At 61.9% G+C, this 16,517-nt stretch carries 17 protein-coding genes; 11 read left to right on the forward strand and 6 right to left on the reverse strand.

The genetic code is table 11. The features are described from left to right. Nucleotides 1-76 precede the first annotated feature (76 nt). From folM to AC515T_RS24010, 6 genes are all read left to right on the forward strand, one after another. Nucleotides 77-787, forward strand: a complete 711-nt coding sequence (gene folM, locus AC515T_RS23985) for a dihydromonapterin reductase (protein ID WP_496530281.1) — start codon at nucleotides 77-79, stop codon at nucleotides 785-787. Between the two features lie 20 nt (nucleotides 788-807). After that, nucleotides 808-1,368 (forward strand): GTP cyclohydrolase I FolE, encoded by a 561-nt coding sequence (gene folE / locus AC515T_RS23990; RefSeq protein ID WP_014340148.1) that lies wholly within the window; start codon nucleotides 808-810, stop codon nucleotides 1,366-1,368. Further along, on the forward strand, nucleotides 1,369-1,749 hold the full coding sequence (gene folX / locus AC515T_RS23995) for a dihydroneopterin triphosphate 2'-epimerase (RefSeq protein WP_496530282.1): 381 nt from the start codon (nucleotides 1,369-1,371) through the stop codon (nucleotides 1,747-1,749). 97 nt (nucleotides 1,750-1,846) lie between these two features. Then, nucleotides 1,847-2,143 carry a DUF1244 domain-containing protein gene (locus AC515T_RS24000; RefSeq protein ID WP_003205454.1) on the forward strand — a complete coding sequence of 99 codons (297 nt, stop codon included), beginning with the start codon at nucleotides 1,847-1,849 and terminating at the stop codon, nucleotides 2,141-2,143. Then, a complete protein-coding gene (locus tag AC515T_RS24005; RefSeq protein WP_496530283.1) occupies nucleotides 2,136-2,474 on the forward strand; it encodes a HopJ type III effector protein in 339 nt (112 codons plus the stop codon). Before AC515T_RS24000 ends, AC515T_RS24005 begins: the two co-directional genes overlap by 8 nt. 299 nt (nucleotides 2,475-2,773) lie before the next feature. Further along, entirely contained in the window at nucleotides 2,774-4,024 is a 1,251-nt protein-coding gene (locus AC515T_RS24010; RefSeq protein ID WP_496530284.1) for a 2-aminoadipate transaminase, read from the forward strand. A 185-nt stretch (nucleotides 4,025-4,209) separates the two neighbouring features. Here AC515T_RS24010 and trxB read toward each other — a convergent pair whose 3' ends face one another. After that, on the reverse strand, nucleotides 4,210-5,172 hold the full coding sequence (trxB, locus tag AC515T_RS24015; protein ID WP_212799028.1) for a thioredoxin-disulfide reductase: 963 nt from the start codon (nucleotides 5,170-5,172) through the stop codon (nucleotides 4,210-4,212). Nucleotides 5,173-5,483: 311 nt separating this feature from the next. Here trxB and cysZ point away from each other — a divergent pair, with 311 nt between their 5' ends. Both cysZ and AC515T_RS24025 read left to right on the forward strand, forming a co-directional pair. Further along, complete coding sequence (gene cysZ, locus AC515T_RS24020) at nucleotides 5,484-6,239, forward strand: sulfate transporter CysZ (RefSeq protein ID WP_496530285.1); 756 nt, start codon at nucleotides 5,484-5,486, stop codon at nucleotides 6,237-6,239. Between the two features lie 39 nt (nucleotides 6,240-6,278). Further along, nucleotides 6,279-7,478 carry a glycosyltransferase family 4 protein gene (locus tag AC515T_RS24025; RefSeq protein WP_496530286.1) on the forward strand — a complete coding sequence of 400 codons (1,200 nt, stop codon included), beginning with the start codon at nucleotides 6,279-6,281 and terminating at the stop codon, nucleotides 7,476-7,478. Between the two features lie 126 nt (nucleotides 7,479-7,604). On the opposite strand, the gene AC515T_RS24030 is transcribed toward AC515T_RS24025, so the two are convergent. From AC515T_RS24030 to AC515T_RS24040, 3 genes are all read right to left on the reverse strand, one after another. Next, complete coding sequence (locus AC515T_RS24030) at nucleotides 7,605-8,708, reverse strand: NADH:flavin oxidoreductase (protein WP_496530287.1); 1,104 nt, start codon at nucleotides 8,706-8,708, stop codon at nucleotides 7,605-7,607. 246 nt (nucleotides 8,709-8,954) lie between these two features. Next, entirely contained in the window at nucleotides 8,955-9,437 is a 483-nt protein-coding gene (locus AC515T_RS24035) for a glutathione peroxidase (RefSeq protein WP_496530288.1), read from the reverse strand. A gap of 115 nt (nucleotides 9,438-9,552) precedes the next feature. Continuing rightward, complete coding sequence (locus tag AC515T_RS24040) at nucleotides 9,553-10,038, reverse strand: FKBP-type peptidyl-prolyl cis-trans isomerase (RefSeq protein ID WP_496530289.1); 486 nt, start codon at nucleotides 10,036-10,038, stop codon at nucleotides 9,553-9,555. Between AC515T_RS24040 and AC515T_RS24045 the strand changes: the two genes are divergently transcribed. Genes AC515T_RS24045 through yihG form a run of 3 tightly spaced genes read left to right on the forward strand, consistent with a single transcriptional unit; the run spans nucleotide 10,007 to nucleotide 13,412 of the window. Next, complete coding sequence (locus AC515T_RS24045; RefSeq protein ID WP_496530290.1) at nucleotides 10,007-10,345, forward strand: DUF3565 domain-containing protein; 339 nt, start codon at nucleotides 10,007-10,009, stop codon at nucleotides 10,343-10,345. The two genes, AC515T_RS24040 and AC515T_RS24045, sit on opposite strands and share 32 nt — an antisense overlap. A 58-nt stretch (nucleotides 10,346-10,403) precedes the next feature. Beyond that, on the forward strand, nucleotides 10,404-12,503 hold the full coding sequence (gene pta, locus AC515T_RS24050) for a phosphate acetyltransferase (RefSeq protein WP_496530291.1): 2,100 nt from the start codon (nucleotides 10,404-10,406) through the stop codon (nucleotides 12,501-12,503). Beyond that, entirely contained in the window at nucleotides 12,504-13,412 is a 909-nt protein-coding gene (gene yihG, locus AC515T_RS24055) for a 1-acylglycerol-3-phosphate O-acyltransferase, YihG family (RefSeq protein WP_496530292.1), read from the forward strand. Between the two features lie 180 nt (nucleotides 13,413-13,592). Here yihG and cysN read toward each other — a convergent pair whose 3' ends face one another. Then, on the reverse strand, nucleotides 13,593-15,491 hold the full coding sequence (cysN, locus tag AC515T_RS24060; protein WP_092172079.1) for a sulfate adenylyltransferase subunit CysN: 1,899 nt from the start codon (nucleotides 15,489-15,491) through the stop codon (nucleotides 13,593-13,595). 9 nt (nucleotides 15,492-15,500) lie between these two features. Next, nucleotides 15,501-16,418 (reverse strand): sulfate adenylyltransferase subunit CysD, encoded by a 918-nt coding sequence (gene cysD / locus AC515T_RS24065; RefSeq protein WP_003178041.1) that lies wholly within the window; start codon nucleotides 16,416-16,418, stop codon nucleotides 15,501-15,503. Between the last annotated feature and the right edge of the window lie 99 nt (nucleotides 16,419-16,517).

A 16,517-nucleotide genomic window follows, 5' to 3' on the forward strand; every position in this document is an offset into this window, starting at 1 on the left:
TGGATAGGTCGTTGTACATAGGACGCGCCCTCTGTCGCTGTTATAGTTTTGCTCTTGCCGCGAACCGAGCCTTCCTATGTCCAGCGCCACCGCTCCGATCCTGATCACTGGTGCAGCCCAGCGTGTCGGCCTGCATTGCGCCCGGCGCTTGCTGGAGGACGGGCACCCGGTGATCGCGACCTATCGCACCGAACGCCCAGGCGTGCAAACGTTGCGAGACCTCGGGGCGGTGGTCCTGTTCGCCGATTTCTCCAGCGAAACGGGAATCCTGGCCTTTATCGAGCAACTCAAGCAGCACACCGACCGGCTGCGGGCCATCGTGCACAACGCCTCGGCCTGGATGACCGAGGCGCCTGGCAACGAAGCGGCAGCCTTCAACACCCTGTTCGGCGTGCACATGCTGGCGCCTTACCTGATCAACCTGCATGGCGCCGAGTTGCTGCTGCGTTCAACGCCGGCCGATATCGTGCACATCAGCGATGACGTGACTCGCAAAGGCAGCGCCCGGCATATCGCCTATTGCGCCACCAAGGCCGGGCTGGAAAGCCTGACGCTGTCGTTCGCGGCCAAATTCGCCCCGGCGATCAAGGTCAACGGCATCGCCCCGGCCCTGCTACTGTTCAACCCCGAAGACGACGCGGCTTACCGCGCCAAGGCCCTGGCCAAGTCCGCGCTGGGTATCGAACCCGGCAGCGAAGTGATCTACCAGAGCCTGCGTTATCTGCTGGACAACCCTTATGTCACCGGCACGACCCTGACCGTCAACGGCGGGCGGCACGTCAAATAGCCTTGTTTCGAGGATGCACCATGACGCTATCCCTGCCCCAGAACTACCGCGAGATCCTCATCGGCCTGGGGGAAAACCCCGAGCGCGAGGGGTTGCTCGATACCCCGGTGCGTGCCGCCAAGGCCATGCAGTACCTTTGCCATGGCTATGAGCAAAGCGTCGAGCAGATCGTCAACGGCGCACTGTTCGCCTCTGACAGCGATGAAATGGTGATCGTCGCCGACATCGAACTCTATTCGCTCTGCGAACATCACCTGTTGCCCTTCATCGGCAAGGCCCATGTGGCTTATATTCCTACCGGCAAGGTCCTGGGGCTGTCGAAGATCGCCCGGCTGGTGGACATGTTCGCCCGCCGCCTGCAGATCCAGGAGAACCTGACCCGGCAAATCGCCGACGCGGTGCAGCAGGTCACCCAGGCCGCTGGCGTGGCGGTGGTGATCGAGGCCCAGCACATGTGCATGATGATGCGCGGTGTCGAAAAACAGAACTCGACCATGAACACCTCGGTGATGCTCGGCGCCTTTCGCGACTCCAGCACCACGCGCCAGGAGTTCCTGCAATTGATTCGACGGAGCAAGTAAATGCCACAACTTCAACCAGCCATGGCACGCATCAGGGTCAAGGACCTGCGCCTGCGCACCTTCATCGGCATCAACGAGGATGAAATCCTCAACAAGCAGGATGTGTTGATCAACCTGACCATCCTCTATGCCGCCCAGGACGCAGTGCGCGACAACGACATCGACCACGCGCTGAACTACCGCACCATCACCAAGGCGATCATCGCCCATGTGGAAGGCAACCGTTTCGCCCTGCTCGAACGCCTGACCCAGGAATTGCTTGACCTGGTCATGGCCAACGAGTCGGTGCTGTACGCCGAAGTCGAAGTCGACAAGCCCCACGCCTTGCGATTTGCCGAGTCGGTGTCGATTACGCTAGCTGCAAGCCGGACTACTTCGTAGCCGCTAAAAGCTTCAAGCTGTAAGCTTCAAGCCTGAAGACCGCAAACCCACTTGCAGCTTGAAACTTACAACTTGAAGCTGTCTCGCAGAGACCACCATGAACGACCAACAACGCCTCGAACTCGAAGCCGCCGCTTTCCGTCGGCTGGTTGCCCACCTGGACAGCCGCAAGGATGTGCAGAACATCGACCTGATGAACCTCGCCGGCTTCTGCCGCAACTGCCTGTCCAAGTGGTACAAGGCCGCCGCCGATGAGCGCCAGGTCGAGGTCAGCCTCGACGACGCCCGCGAAGTGGTCTATGGCATGCCGTACGCCGAGTGGAAAGCCCAATACCAGAAAGAAGCCAGCGCCGAACAACAGGCGGCGTTCGCCAAAGGAAAACCCGATGCCTGATCTCGATACCCTGCGTACCCGTCTCAAGAGCGGCGAACATGCCTTCGCCGACACCCTGGCCTTTATCGCCGCCGGCTACGACTACCAACCCCAGGCCTTCAACAACGGCGGCGTGCAAAACGCCGCCGGGCAGAACGAAGGTTCGTGCAAGACCCTGGGCCTGGCGCTGCTCGAAGGCTTGAGCGATGAAGAAGCGCTGCTGGCGTTTGGCGAGCATTATCGTGCGGTACTGGCGACGCCCGAAGGCAGTGATCACGGCAATATCCGCGCGCTGATGGTCCACGGGCTGGCGGGTGTGCAATTCGAGGCGCAGCCGCTGCAACGGCGCTGACCTGAGGCCCGCTCTGTAGCCAGGTCCGCTTTTGTGGCGAGGGAGCTTGCTCCCGCTGGGCTGCGCAGCAGCCCCAAACAGTCAAACTCAATTTGCCTGACACTCCGGGTTGCCAGGTTTCGGGGCCGCTTCGCGCCCCAGCGGGAGCAAGCTCCCTCGCCACAGTGCACATCCCAAGTCAGTGGCACCTCACCACATCCCGACTTTTAAGATTGACCCGGCAACTTTATTTCGTTTGCCGGGCCCCTCTGCTCGCGGCTTAGATAACGGAAATTTCTCCTTCGTCCGGGCCGTCATCCATGAGCAGCGACACCATCAGCCAATCGATCTCCATCGTGCATCCCGTCAGCCTCAGCCACGGCAAGAATGCCGAGGTCTGGGACACCGACGGCAAACGCTACATCGATTTCGTCGGGGGCATCGGCGTGTTGAACCTCGGCCATTGCCATCCGCGCATCGTCGAGGCGATCCGCGAACAGGCCACCCGGCTGACTCACTACGCCTTCAACGCCGCCCCTCACGCCCCCTACATCGAATTGATGGAGCGCCTGACGGCATTTATCCCGGTGGACTACCCGGTCAGCGGCATGCTCACCAACAGCGGTGCCGAGGCGGCGGAGAACGCCTTGAAGATCGTGCGAGGCGCCACGGGCCGTACCGCCGTGATCGCGTTTGACGGTGCCTTTCACGGCCGCACCCTGGCGACCCTCAACCTCAACGGCAAGGTCGCGCCTTACAAACAGAAGGTCGGCGTCCTGCCCGGGCCGGTGTATCACCTGCCGTATCCCAGCCAGGACAACGGCGTCACCTGCAAAGAGGCCTTGAAGGCCATGGAGCGGCTGTTCAGCGTCGAGATCGACGTGAATGACGTGGCCTGTTTCATTGTCGAACCGGTGCAGGGCGAAGCCGGCTTCCTGGCGATGGACGTGCCCTTCGCCCAGGCCCTGCGGCAGTTCTGCGACGACAAGGGCATTGTGCTGATCATCGATGAAATCCAGTCCGGCTTTGGCCGCACCGGCCAACGCTTTGCCTTCTCCCGGTTGGGCATCGAGCCAGACCTGATCCTGTTGGGCAAAAGCATTGCCGGCGGCGTGCCCCTGGGAGCCGTGGTGGGACGCAAGGCACTGCTGGACAACCTGCCCAAGGGTGGCTTGGGCGGCACCTACTCGGGCAACCCCATCGCCTGCGCCGCCGCACTGGCGACCCTGGACGAAATGACCGACGCCAACCTGCACGCCTGGGGCACGCAACAGGAAGAGGCGATCGTCAGCCGCTACCAATCCTGGCGCAACCGCAGGCTGAGCCCGTACCTGGGTCGCCTGACCGGCGTCGGCGCCATGCGCGGCCTCGAACTGGCCCACGCTGACGGCAGCCCGGCCTCGGCGCAATTGACCCAACTGCTGGCCCTGGCACGGGAAGCGGGCCTGCTGCTGATGCCCAGCGGTAAATCGCGGCACATCATTCGGCTGCTGGCGCCGTTGACGACCGAACCGGTCGTGCTGGAAGAGGGGTTGGATATTCTGGAGGCGTGCCTGGCGAAGCTGGCCTGAACACGATCCTCCTGACCACACAGAACCCTGTGGGAGCGAGCTTGCTCGCGATGACGGAGTATCGGTCAACATCAATGTCGACTGACCTGACGCCATCGCGAGCAAGCTCGCTCCCACAGGGGTTCGCCGGCAGATATCCAGGCATTAAAAAACCGGCCGAAGCCGGTTTTTTTGTGCCCGATGAATCAGAACGAAACGTTCTGCAGGCCATCCAGGTAACGCTCGGTGTCCAGGGCCGCCATGCAACCGGCACCGGCCGAGGTGATCGCCTGGCGGTAGACGTGGTCGGCCACGTCGCCGGCCGCGAAGATACCTTCGACACTGGTGGCGGTGGCGTTGCCGTCGCGGCCGCCCTTGACCACCAGGTAGCCGTCCTTGAGTTCCAGCTGGCCTTCGAACAGCGAGGTGTTCGGGGTGTGGCCGATGGCGATGAAGACGCCGTCAACCTTGATCTCGTCAAAGCTGCCGTCGTTGTTCTTCAGGCGGGCACCGGTCACGCCCATGTTGTCGCCCAACACTTCGTCCAGGGTCGCGTTGAGCTTGAGGATGATCTTACCTTCGGCGACGCGGGCGTTGAGCTTGTCGATCAGAATCTTCTCGGCGCGGAAGGTTTCGCGACGGTGGATCAGGGTGACCGTGCTGGCGATGTTGGCCAGGTACAGGGCTTCCTCGACCGCGGTGTTACCGCCACCGACCACGGCCACTGGTTTGTTGCGGTAGAAGAAACCGTCGCAGGTGGCGCAGGCGGAAACGCCTTTGCCCATGAAGGCTTCTTCCGATGGCAGGCCCAGGTAACGAGCGCTGGCGCCGGTGGCGATGATCAGGGCATCACAGGTGTAGGTCGCGCTGTCGCCGGTCAGGGTGTAAGGCTTGGCGGCGAAATCCACGGCATTGATGTGGTCGAAAACGATCTCGGTCTCGAAACGCTCGGCGTGTTCCTTCATACGCTCCATCAACGCCGGGCCGGTCAGGCCGTGGACGTCGCCCGGCCAGTTGTCGACTTCGGTGGTGGTGGTCAATTGACCGCCGGCCTGCATGCCGGTGATCAGCAGTGGCTTGAGGTTGGCACGGGCCGCATAAACCGCGGCGCTGTAACCGGCAGGGCCGGAACCAAGGATAATCACTCGCGAATGACGCACTTCAGACATGACCTGCTCCTGTTGACCGGACCTTGCGGGCCGGAACGCCGGGTAAGCGGCGTGAATAAAAAAGGACCGTTGATGCACTTGGGGAAGGCTTGGGTTCGACAGTCCTGGAAAAGAATGGGTGCAGCGTATCGAGGGAGCGAAGATTAAGGAAATACGGTTTAACAATCCAGCTCATAGGTGAGCTCTATTCCCAGCGGTCCTTTCAATAGGCACCGTCGCCACAAGAAACCTTGTTACACGCCATGTCGCCGCTTTCCCAGGCGTGGTAAAGCCGGTAAGGTCGGCGCGTTCACCTTCGCTCGGAGCCACCTATGCCCGCCCCCGTACTGTCCGGCCCGCAATATTTGCGAGAGGGCCTCAAGCTGGTCTTGAGCCCGGGCCTGCGTCTGTTCGTGCTCTTGCCCCTGGCGATCAACCTGGTGCTGTTCGTCGGATTGATTTACCTGGCCGGCCATCAGTTCAGCCTGTGGGTCGACACGCTGATGCCATCGCTGCCGGATTGGCTGAGCTTCCTCAGCTACGTGCTCTGGCCGCTGTTCGTGGTGCTCGTGGTGCTGATGGTGTTTTTCACCTTCACCATGCTCGCCAACATCATCGCCGCGCCATTCAACGGTTTTCTCGCGGAGAAAGTCGAAGTGGTCATCCGTGGCACCGACGACTTCCCGGCCTTCAGCTGGGGCGAGTTGGTCGCCATGATTCCCCGTACGTTGTCCCGGGAGGCGCGCAAACTCGGCTATTTCCTGCCCCGCGCCCTGGGGCTGTTCGTGCTGTCGTTCATCCCCGTGGTCAATCTCGTCGCCGCACCACTGTGGTTGCTGTTCGGCATCTGGATGATGGCGATCCAGTACATCGACTACCCGGCGGACAACCACAAGCTGGGGTGGAACGAAATGCTCGCCTGGCTGCGGGAAAAACGCTGGCAGAGCCTGGGTTTTGGCGGCAGCGTGTACCTGGTGCTGCTGATCCCGGTGGTGAACATCCTGATGATGCCGGCGGCGGTGGCCGGGGCGACCTTGTTCTGGGTACGCGAGCAAGGCGCCGAGACCGCGTTGGCCCGGCAGGGCTGAGCTGTCACAAATCCATCATCCTGGCGTCACAATGACGAAATGGCCCCGGTCGACACTGGGGTCATGACCACACCCCTGCACATTACGCTGATCACCGAAACCTTCCCGCCGGAAATCAATGGCGTGGCCAATACCTTGGGCCGCCTGTACGACGGCTTGCGCGCCCGCGGGCATCAGGTCGAGCTGATACGGCCTCGCCAGGCCGACGACCAGCGCCAGGCCAGTGACGACCAGTTGCTGCTGTGCCGGGGCTGGCCGTTACCGGGTTATCCGGGGTTGCAGTGGGGCCAGGCGTCGATGCACAAACTGCTCCGACGCTGGAAACGTCATCGTCCGGACGTGCTCTACATCGCCACGGAAGGCCCGTTGGGTCTGTCGGCGTTGCGGGCGGCGCGGCGCCTGGGCATCTCGGTGGTCAGTGGGTTCCACACCAATTTCCAGCAATACACCCAGCAGTACGGCCTCGGGTTGTTGAGTCGCATGCTCACCCATTACCTGCGCTGGTTTCACAACCGCTCCAACCTGACCCTGGTGCCCAGTCTCAGCCAGCGCCTGGAACTGGAGCGACGGCATTTCGAGCGCGTGGCGTTGTTGTCCCGGGGCGTGGACAGCCAACTGTTCCATCCGGTCAAGCGCTCGTCGAGCCTGCGCGAAGCGTGGGGCCTGGGCGAAGACGACATCGCTGTGCTCCATGTCGGACGCCTGGCACCGGAGAAAAACCTGGGGCTGCTCAAGCGCAGTTTCGACACGCTGTGCAGCGCTTTTCCGGGGCGACGGATAAAGCTGGTGGTGGTCGGCGACGGCCCGCAGCGGTCCGAGCTGGAGCAGGCATTGCCCGAAGCGATCTTTTGCGGCTCGCAACGGGGCGAGGCGCTGGCCAGCCACTATGCGTCCGGGGATGTGTTTGTCTTTCCGAGCCTGACCGAAACCTTCGGCAACGTGGTGTTGGAGGCGCTGGCGTCCGGGCTGGGCGTGGTGGCCTACGATCAGGCCGCGGCTGCGCAACACATTCGCCACGGCTATAACGGCGTGCTGGCGATGCCGGGGGATGAAGAGGCGTTTTGCGATGCCGCCCGTTGGCTGCTGGAGGAGCGCGAGACCTTGCGTTGCGTGCGGCTCAATGCGCGCCAGCATGCCAGTCGCCAGGGTTGGACGGCGGTGATCGAGCAATTTGAAGCGCAGTTGCGCGGGGTTTGCGTGGGTGAGCAGGTGATGCCTGTTGCGCCAACTGTGCGTTAATTATTCGGTGATACTGATATCGCCATCGCGAGCAAGCTCGCTCCCACAGGGGGTTTCGGTCGGACACAGATAGTGCGTCCAATGTGGGAGCGAGCTTGCTCGCGATAGCGCCAGTCAAGGCGCCGCTTAAACCAGGGTCATCAACGCCTCGCGACTGAACGGCAAGATCTCCTGTTCGCGCCCTTCACGGACTTTTTGCGCCCAGTCCGGATCCACCAGCAGCGCACGCCCCACCGCCACCAGGTCGAACTCATCGTTGTTCAAGCGCTCCAGCAGCTTTTCCAGGCTGGCCGGCTGCGCGACTTTGTCGGTGTTGACCATGAACTGCAGGAATTCGCCATCCAGGCCGACGCTGCCGACGGTGATGGTGGGCTTGCCGGTGAGCTTGCGGGTCCAGCCGGCCAGGTTCAGCTCGGAACCTTCGAACTCCGGCTCCCAGAAGCGCCGTGTCGAGCAGTGGAAAATGTCCACGCCCGCCTCGGACAACGGCTTGAGGAATTCGCCCAGAGCTTCGGGCGTCTGCACCAGACGCGCGGTGTAATCCTGCTGCTTCCATTGGGAGAAACGGAAGATGATCGGGAAGCCCTCGCCCACGGCCGCACGCACGGCGCGGATCAATTCGATCGCGAAGCGCGAGCGGTTGGCCAGGCTGCCGCCATAACCGTCAGTGCGCTGGTTGCTGCCTTCCCAGAAGAACTGGTCCACCAGGTAACCGTGAGCACCGTGGATCTCCACACCGTCCATGCCGATGCTCTGGGCGTCTTTTGCCGCTTGGGCGAACGCGGCGATGACGTCGTCTATGTCTGCCTGGGTCATGCCGTGGACCACCACCTGGCCGTCCTTGAGCTTTTCGCTCGGACCATAGCCTGGCACGCTGGCGTCCGGCTCAGTGCCGATGCGTCGCACACTGCCCACGTGCCACAACTGTGGAACGATCTTGCCGCCTTCGGCATGCACCGCATCGACCACCTGCTTCCAACCGGCCAGCGCGGCATCGCCGTAGAAATGCGGCACGTTCGGATAGCCGTTGGAGGCCTTGTGCCCGACCGTCGTGCCCTCGGTGATGATCAGGCCGACCCCGGCCGCTGCGCGGCGGCGGTAGTACTCGACCACTTTGGCGTTCGGCACGCCGCCCGGCGAAAAGGAACGGGTCATCGGCGCCATCACCACCCGGGTCGGCAACTCGAACGCGCCGAGGTGGAAGGGTTTGAACAGGGCTTTTGCAGGCATGGGGCACTCCACGGGACGAAGTCACAGGTCGGATATGACGACGATAATATGGAGCCTGGGCAGTGCTGGATAGCACTATTGATTTGAATGATTAAGGATCAAAAGGGAGCAGTGAGGCAATGGCTCAATGCGACATCTGTGGCGAGGGAGCTTGCTCCCGCTGGGCTGCGTAGCGGCCCCTTTTTTGCGGTTGCTGCGCAACCGAGCGGGAGCAAGCTCCCTCGCCACGAAGGTCAGCGCATGGCTTCAGCTCAGCGCTTTTTCGATCGCCTGGATCACGGAAGGATCATCCGGCGCCGTGCGCGGCGAGAAACGCGCCAGCACCCGACCGTCCTTGCCGAGCAGGAATTTTTCGAAGTTCCAGGTAATGTCCCCGGGAAACTCGGCGCCCTCGCCCGCCAGCAGGCGGTACAACTGATGACGATCAGGGCCATTCACTTCCAGCTTGCCGGACAGCGGGAACGTCACGCCATAGTTGAGGCTGCAGAACTCCTGGATTTCCTGCTCGGTCCCCGGCTCTTGCCCGGCGAACTGATTGCAGGGCAGGCCCAGCACGCTGAACCCTTTGTCCTTGTATTTTTGATAAAGATTCTCCAGCGCCGCGTACTGAGGCGTCAGGCCACACTTGGAGGCGACGTTGACCACCAGCACGACTTGCCCCTTGAACGGCGCCAGAGGAAGCTCCTGACCATCCAGGGCTTTCAGTTTAAGGTCGTGGAAAGCACTCATGACGAACTCCAGGTTTGCGGATCTTTTTCGAAACTGCCATGGGTGATGCTAACAGCAAGCGACTAAAAAGGCGCCATAGGGCGCCTCTCCAGTCAACTTGAGCGTAGCGCACAAATCAGTGGTGGTGGCCGCCTTCGCCATGGACGTGACCATGGGCGATTTCTTCCTGGCTGGCGTCACGGATGTCGACGATCTTGACCTTGAAGTTCAGGCGCTGACCGGCCAACGGGTGGTTGCCGTCAACGGTGACGTCGTCGCCTTCCAGGTCGCGGATGGTGACGATCTGCATCTGGCCATCGGGGGCCGAGGCGTGGAACTGCATGCCCACTTCCAGCTCATCCACGCCTTCGAACATGCTGCGGCTCAGGGTGCTGACCAGTTCGGCGGAGTATTCACCGTAAGCGTCTTCCGGCTCGACGGTCACGTTCAGGTCGTCACCGACCGTTTTGCCATCCAGGGCTTTTTCCAAGCCCGGGATGATGTTGCCTGCGCCATGCAGGTAGACCAGCGGAGCACCGCCGGCAGAGCTGTCGATGACCTCACCAGCGTCGTTGGTCAGGGTATAGTCGATGGAGACAGCCTTATTGTCGGCGATCAGCATGGGGCGAGACCTTTTGCATAAGAATGAAGAACGGACAAGTCTAAACAAGGATTTGCCCGAAAGCGAACGGAACCCGGACAAACGGGCCTGCTCGAACAGACCGACGGTCACGGGTTTGCATCAGGATGAGGACGGGCACTGGGTGGCCGAGCTGTCCTGCGGCCATACCCAGCATCTGCGCCATCAACCCCCGTGGCAGTCCCGGGCCTGGGTGCTGGACCCTGCGCAACGTATTGAAAAAATAGGCCAGCCCTTTGATTGCGGCTGGTGCGCTCAAGGCCCGGTTAGCGATAACCTTGGCGACTGAATTGACGGTAGACGGCAGTCATAGCCTCGCCTTTGCCATGCACCCTTAGAGAATCCGCATGCAAACTTTTTTTATCGCGCCCACCGATTTTGGTGTGGGTCTGACCTCCATCAGCCTCGGGCTGGTGCGTACCCTCGAACGGGCCGGGCTGAAAGTCGGTTTTTTCAAACCCATTGCCCAGCCGCATCCCGGCGACACCGGGCCGGAGCGTTCCACCGAGCTGGTGGCCCGCACCCATGGCCTCAAGCCTCCGCAGCCCCTGGGCCTGGCGCACGTCGAGCGCATGCTTGGCGACGGCCAGCTCGATGAGTTGCTGGAAGAAATCATCACCCTTTATCAGCAAGCGGCCATCGGCAAGGACGTGCTGGTCGTCGAAGGCATGGTCCCGACCCGCAACGCCAGCTACGCCGCCCGGGTCAACCTGCACCTGGCCAAGAGCCTCGACGCCGAGGTCATCCTGGTGTCGGCGCCGGAGAACGAAGTACTCACTGAGCTGTCCGGGCGGGTGGAGTTGCAGGCGCAGCTGTTCGGCGGGCCGAAGGACCCGAAAGTCCTCGGGGTGATCCTGAATAAGGTCCGCACCGAGGAAAGCATGGAGGCGTTTTCCGCACGGCTCAAGGAGCACTCGCCCTTGCTGCGCAGCGGCGATTTCCGCCTGCTGGGTTGCATCCCGTTTCGCCCCGAACTCAACGCCCCGCGCACCCGCGACGTGGCCGACCTGATGGGCGCCCAGGTGCTCAATGCCGGCGACTACGAAACCCGGCGCATGAGCAACATCATCATTTGCGCCCGCACCATGCGCAACACCGTGGAACTGCTCAAGCCAGGCGTGCTGGTGGTGACCCCCGGCGATCGCGACGACATCATCCTGGCCGTGAGCCTGGCGGCGATCAACGGCGTGCCGCTGGCCGGCCTGCTGCTGACCAGCGACACCCTGCCCGACCCACGCATCATGGATCTGTGCCGCGGCGCCTTGCAGGCCGGGTTGCCGGTGCTGTCGGTGAGCACCGGCTCCTATGACACCGCTAACCTGCTCAACAGCCTGAACAAGGAAATTCCCATCGATGACCGCGAACGTGCGGAGATCATCACCGATTTTGTCGCCAGTCACCTGGACGCCAAATGGCTGCACCAGCGCTGCGGCACACCGCGGGAAATGCGCCTGTCGCCGGCGGTGTTCCGCTATCAGTTGATCCAGCGCGCCCAGGCCGCCAACAAACGCATCGTGCTGCCCGAAGGCAGCGAACCGCTGACCGTACAAGCCGCCGCCATTTGCCAGGCCCGGGGCATTGCCCGCTGCGTGTTGCTGGCAAAACCGGCCGACGTCGAAGCGGTGGCCCGCGCCCAAGGCATCGAGCTGCCACCGGGGCTGGAGATTCTCGACCCGGATTCGATTCGCGAGCGTTATGTCGAGCCGATGGTGAGGTTGCGCAAGAGCAAAAGCCTGAACGCGCCGATGGCCGAGCAGCAACTGGAAGACACCGTGGTCATCGGCACCATGATGCTGGCCCTGGATGAAGTGGACGGGCTGGTCTCCGGGGTCATCCACTCCACCGCCAACACCATCCGCCCGGCCTTGCAACTGATCAAGACCGCACCGGGATGCTCCCTGGTGTCCTCGGTGTTTTTCATGCTGTTTCCCGAAGAAGTGCTGGTCTACGGCGACTGCGTGATGAACCCGCACCCCAGCGCCGCGGAACTGGCGGAAATCGCCCTGCAAAGCGCCGACTCGGCCGCCGCGTTCGGCATCACGCCGCGGGTGGCGATGCTCAGCTATTCCAGCGGCGAGTCGGCCAGTGGCGAAGAAGTGGAAAAAGTCCGTGAAGCCACCCTGCTGGCCCACGAAGCCCAGCATGGCCTGTTGATCGACGGTCCGCTGCAATACGACGCCGCCGCCAACGAAACCGTGGCACGGCAATTGGCGCCCAACAGCCAGGTGGCCGGCCGGGCGACGGTCTTTATCTTCCCAGACCTCAACACCGGCAACACCACCCACAAGGCCGTGCAACGCAGCGCCGACTGCGTCAGCCTCGGGCCGATGCTGCAAGGCTTGCGCAAGCCAGTGAATGACTTGCCCCGTGGCGCCCAGGTCGACGACATCGTGTACACCATCGCCCTGACCGCGATCCAAGCCGCCAACCGACCTTTGGATATTTAAATGCTGGACTTCCTGCCTGCCCCCTTGCGCGGCGTCATTGCCTCGCTGTTGTTGGCGCTGAACACCATCGCCTGCTGCACACCGCTGTTCATCGTGGCGATTTTCAAACTGCTGCTGCCCTTCCCCACCGCCCAGCGCTTCACCAACTGGCTGATGGGCCACATCCACGAAGCCTGGATCAGCAACAACAAGGCCTGGATGAACCTGCTGCGCCGCACCCGCTGGCACCTCAGCGGCCTGGAGGGCCTGGACTACCAGCACTCGTACCTGATCACCAGCAACCACCAGAGCTGGGTCGACATCATGGTGTTGCAGTACGTGCTGAACCGACGCATCCGGCCGTTGAAGTTCTTTCTCAAGCAGGAGCTGATCTGGGTGCCGGTGATCGGCCTGGCCTGGTGGGCCCTGGGTTTCCCGTTCATGAAGCGCTATTCCAAGGCGTACCTGGAGAAACACCCGGAAAAGAAAGGCAAGGACCTGGAAACCACCCGCAAGACCTGCGCGAAGTTTCGCGACAACCCCGTGGGCATTTTCAACTTCGTCGAAGGCACGCGTTTCACCGACAGCAAGCATGCCCAGCAGCAATCACCGTTTCGCTACCTGCTCAAGCCCAAGGCCGGCGGCATCGCCTTCGTGCTCGATGCCATGGGCGAGCAACTGGAATCGATCATCAACGTGACCATCCATTACCCGGGCGGGCGTCCGGGGTATTGGGATTTGCTCTGCGGCAACGTTGGGGAGGTGGTGGTGCACTTCCAGGAACTGAAGGTTCCGCCACAGTTCATCGGCAAGAACTACGACCAGGACGGTGCGTATCGCCTGGAGTTCCAGGGCTGGATCAACCAGTTGTGGCAGGATAAGGATGCGTTGCTGGAACAGATGCATCGGGAGTATCCAGACCGCCACTAACTTCCCCTGTGGGAGCGGGCTTGCTCGCGAAGGCGGTGTATCAGCTAACAAATATGCTGTCTGACACTCCGCCTTCGCGAGCAAGCCCGCTCCCACAGTCGATCGAGTTGTACTCCAGATAAATGAAAAAGCCCGCGGATGATCACTCATCCGCAGGCTTTTTATTTACAGCGGCGGTCCTTAGATCGCCCCACGCTTGCGCAGCAGATCCAGCACCTGCTTGACGCTCTCTTCCAGGGTCAGCGCCTGGGTGTCGATCACCAGGTCGGCATCCAGCGGCACGTCATACGGGAAGGATTCGCCCGGGATGTTGTCGCCAGCGGCGGCATACAGCCCTTGCGGATCACGCTGGGCACACACCGTTGGCGAAGCCTGGACGTAGACCGTCAGCAGACGCTCACGTCCGATCAGGTCCTTGGCCTGCTCACGCCCTTCGGCACTCGGTGCGACGAATGCGGCGAGGGTCAGCAGGCCGGCTTCGTTGAACTGACGCGCGACATGGGCCGCACGGCGCCAGTTCTCGGTCCGCCCGGCGCGATCCTGGGGCAGGCCCTTGTTCAGGTCATGGCGCAGGTTCTGCCCATCGAGGACAAAGACCGCACGGCCCGAGTCGAACAACTTGCGCTCGACCGCATAGGCCAGCGTGCTTTTGCCCGCGCCCGACAGGCCACTGAACAAGACCGTGGCCGGCTGCTGGCCGAAGCGCTGGGCGCGTTCTTCCACCGACACATGGGCCAATTTGCCGTGGTGCGTGCTGCTGCCGTGGGTCAGCGGCTGGGCGACGATCATGCCAGCGCCGACCGTGCCGTTGGTCAGGCGATCGATGACGATAAATGCGCCAGTGGTGCGGTTGCTTTCGTAACCGTCCAGAGCGATCGGCGCATCCAGGGCGATCTTCACCTTGCCGATTTCGTTGAGTTGCAACGCGCTGGCCGGGCCCTCTTCAAGGGTGTTCACATCCACCTTGTTGACGATGCTGGCAATCGAGCCCGGCACATAGCTGGTGGCACGCTTGATGTCGTATTTCTTGCCCGGCAGCATCGGCTCTTCGGCCATCCACACCAGCATCGCTTCGAAGCTGTCAGTGACCGGCGGGACGTTGTCGGCATGCACCAACAGGTCGCCACGGGAGATGTCGATCTCGTCTTCCATGGTCAGCGTCACCGCTTGACCAGGGCCTGCGTGTTCCAGCTCGCCTTCGAAGGTGACGATGGATTTCACGCGGCTGCTCTTGCCCGACGGCAGCACCACCACTTCGTCGCCCTTGTGCACGATGCCGCTGGCAAGGGTGCCGGCGAAGCCGCGGAAGTTCAGGTTCGGACGGTTGACGTACTGCACCGGGAAACGCAGGTCGGTGAAGTTGCGGTCGCCCGCCACTTCCACGGTCTCGAGGATTTCCATCAGCGACTGGCCGGTGTACCACGGCGAACGCTCGGACTTGTTCACCACGTTGTCGCCCTTGAGGGCGGACATCGGCACGAAGTGCATGCTGGTGGGCTTCATCTTCAAGCCTTCGGCGAATTTCAGGTAGTCGGCCTTGATCGACTCGAACACGCCCTGGTCGAAGTCTTTGAGGTCCATCTTGTTGATGGCCACGACGATGTGCTTGATGCCCAGCAACGAGGCGATGAAGCTGTGGCGACGGGTCTGGGTCTGCACGCCGTAGCGGGCGTCCACCAGGATGATCGCCAGGTCACAGGTGGAGGCACCGGTGGCCATGTTGCGGGTGTACTGCTCATGGCCAGGCGTATCGGCGATGATGAATTTGCGCTTGGCGGTGGAGAAGTAGCGGTAGGCGACATCGATGGTGATGCCTTGCTCACGCTCGGCCTGCAGGCCATCGACCAGCAACGCCAGATCGATATCGTCACCGGTGGTGCCGACTTTCTTCGAATCGCGGGTGATGGCTTCCAGGTGATCTTCGTAGATCATCTTGGAGTCGTGCAGCAGGCGCCCGATCAGGGTGCTCTTGCCGTCGTCGACGTTACCGCAGGTCAAAAAGCGCAGCAGCTCTTTACGCTCGTGCTGGCCCAGGTAGGCGAGGATGTCCTCGCTGATCAAATCAGATTGATGCGACATGACAGCCCCTTAGAAATAACCTTGACGTTTTTTATCTTCCATCGAGCCTGCGCCATCGTGGTCGATGACCCGGCCCTGGCGCTCGGAAGTTCGCGTCAGGAGCATTTCCTGGATGATGTCCGTCAGGCTTTCGGCCTCGGACTCCACCGCGCCCGTCAACGGGTAGCAGCCAAGGGTACGGAAACGCACTTTCTTCTTGACGATACGGGCTTTGTCTTCGTCGGACAGGTGCTCGAGGATGCGCTCGTCGTCGATCATGATCAGCGTGCCGTTCTTCTCGATCACTTCACGTTCGGCGGCGAAGTACAGCGGCACGATCGGGATGCCTTCGAGGTAGATGTACTGCCAGATGTCCAGCTCGGTCCAGTTCGACAACGGGAATACGCGGATCGACTCGCCCTTGTTGACCTTGCCGTTGTAGACGTTCCACAGCTCCGGGCGCTGGTTCTTCGGGTCCCAGCGGTGCTTGCTGTCACGGAACGAGTACACACGCTCCTTGGCGCGGGATTTCTCTTCATCGCGACGGGCACCGCCGAACGCGGCGTCGAAACCATATTTATCCAAGGCCTGCTTCAGGCCTTCGGTCTTCATGATGTCGGTGTGCTTGGCACTGCCGTGGGTGAACGGGTTGATGCCCTGCGCCACGCCGTCCGGGTTCACATGAGTGATCAGGTCCAGGCCCAGTTCTTCGACCATGCGGTCGCGGAACTTGTACATTTCCTGGAATTTCCAGCGGGTGTCGACGTGCATCACCGGAAACGGCAGCTTGCCGGGGAAGAACGCCTTGCGTGCCAGGTGCAGCATCACGGCGGAGTCTTTACCGATGGAGTACAGCATCACCGGGTTATCGAACTCGGCGGCCACCTCGCGGATGATGTGGATGCTTTCCGCCTCCAGCTGTTTCAGATGCGTCAGTTTGTCGACCATGGCTACTCACGAAAACTTTCTTATGAACGGCCAGCGGGCCGTGTTCGAGCGGGGAATCCTAGCACAGCGACCTCTTCTAATCAGGGCGCCAACTAGATC

The organism is Pseudomonas sp. FSO-7 (assembly GCF_059579345.1).

Excerpts from the sequence above, each read along its gene's own strand:
- cysZ (WP_496530285.1), top strand. The coding sequence starts at position 5,484 with ATGCCCGCCCCCGTACTGTCCGGCCCGCAATATTTGCGAGAGGGCCTC.
- folX (WP_496530282.1), top strand. The coding sequence starts at position 1,369 with ATGCCACAACTTCAACCAGCCATGGCACGCATCAGGGTCAAGGACCTG.
- cysN (WP_092172079.1), bottom strand. The coding sequence starts at position 15,491 with ATGTCGCATCAATCTGATTTGATCAGCGAGGACATCCTCGCCTACCTG.
- trxB (WP_212799028.1), bottom strand. The coding sequence starts at position 5,172 with ATGTCTGAAGTGCGTCATTCGCGAGTGATTATCCTTGGTTCCGGCCCT.
- cysD (WP_003178041.1), bottom strand. The coding sequence starts at position 16,418 with ATGGTCGACAAACTGACGCATCTGAAACAGCTGGAGGCGGAAAGCATC.
- pta (WP_496530291.1), top strand. The coding sequence starts at position 10,404 with ATGCAAACTTTTTTTATCGCGCCCACCGATTTTGGTGTGGGTCTGACC.
- AC515T_RS24045 (WP_496530290.1), top strand. The coding sequence starts at position 10,007 with ATGGAGACAGCCTTATTGTCGGCGATCAGCATGGGGCGAGACCTTTTG.
- AC515T_RS24035 (WP_496530288.1), bottom strand. The coding sequence starts at position 9,437 with ATGAGTGCTTTCCACGACCTTAAACTGAAAGCCCTGGATGGTCAGGAG.
- AC515T_RS24040 (WP_496530289.1), bottom strand. The coding sequence starts at position 10,038 with ATGCTGATCGCCGACAATAAGGCTGTCTCCATCGACTATACCCTGACC.
- AC515T_RS24030 (WP_496530287.1), bottom strand. The coding sequence starts at position 8,708 with ATGCCTGCAAAAGCCCTGTTCAAACCCTTCCACCTCGGCGCGTTCGAG.
- AC515T_RS24000 (WP_003205454.1), top strand. The coding sequence starts at position 1,847 with ATGAACGACCAACAACGCCTCGAACTCGAAGCCGCCGCTTTCCGTCGG.
- yihG (WP_496530292.1), top strand. The coding sequence starts at position 12,504 with ATGCTGGACTTCCTGCCTGCCCCCTTGCGCGGCGTCATTGCCTCGCTG.
- folM (WP_496530281.1), top strand. The coding sequence starts at position 77 with ATGTCCAGCGCCACCGCTCCGATCCTGATCACTGGTGCAGCCCAGCGT.
- folE (WP_014340148.1), top strand. The coding sequence starts at position 808 with ATGACGCTATCCCTGCCCCAGAACTACCGCGAGATCCTCATCGGCCTG.
- AC515T_RS24025 (WP_496530286.1), top strand. The coding sequence starts at position 6,279 with ATGGCCCCGGTCGACACTGGGGTCATGACCACACCCCTGCACATTACG.
- AC515T_RS24005 (WP_496530283.1), top strand. The coding sequence starts at position 2,136 with ATGCCTGATCTCGATACCCTGCGTACCCGTCTCAAGAGCGGCGAACAT.
- AC515T_RS24010 (WP_496530284.1), top strand. The coding sequence starts at position 2,774 with ATGAGCAGCGACACCATCAGCCAATCGATCTCCATCGTGCATCCCGTC.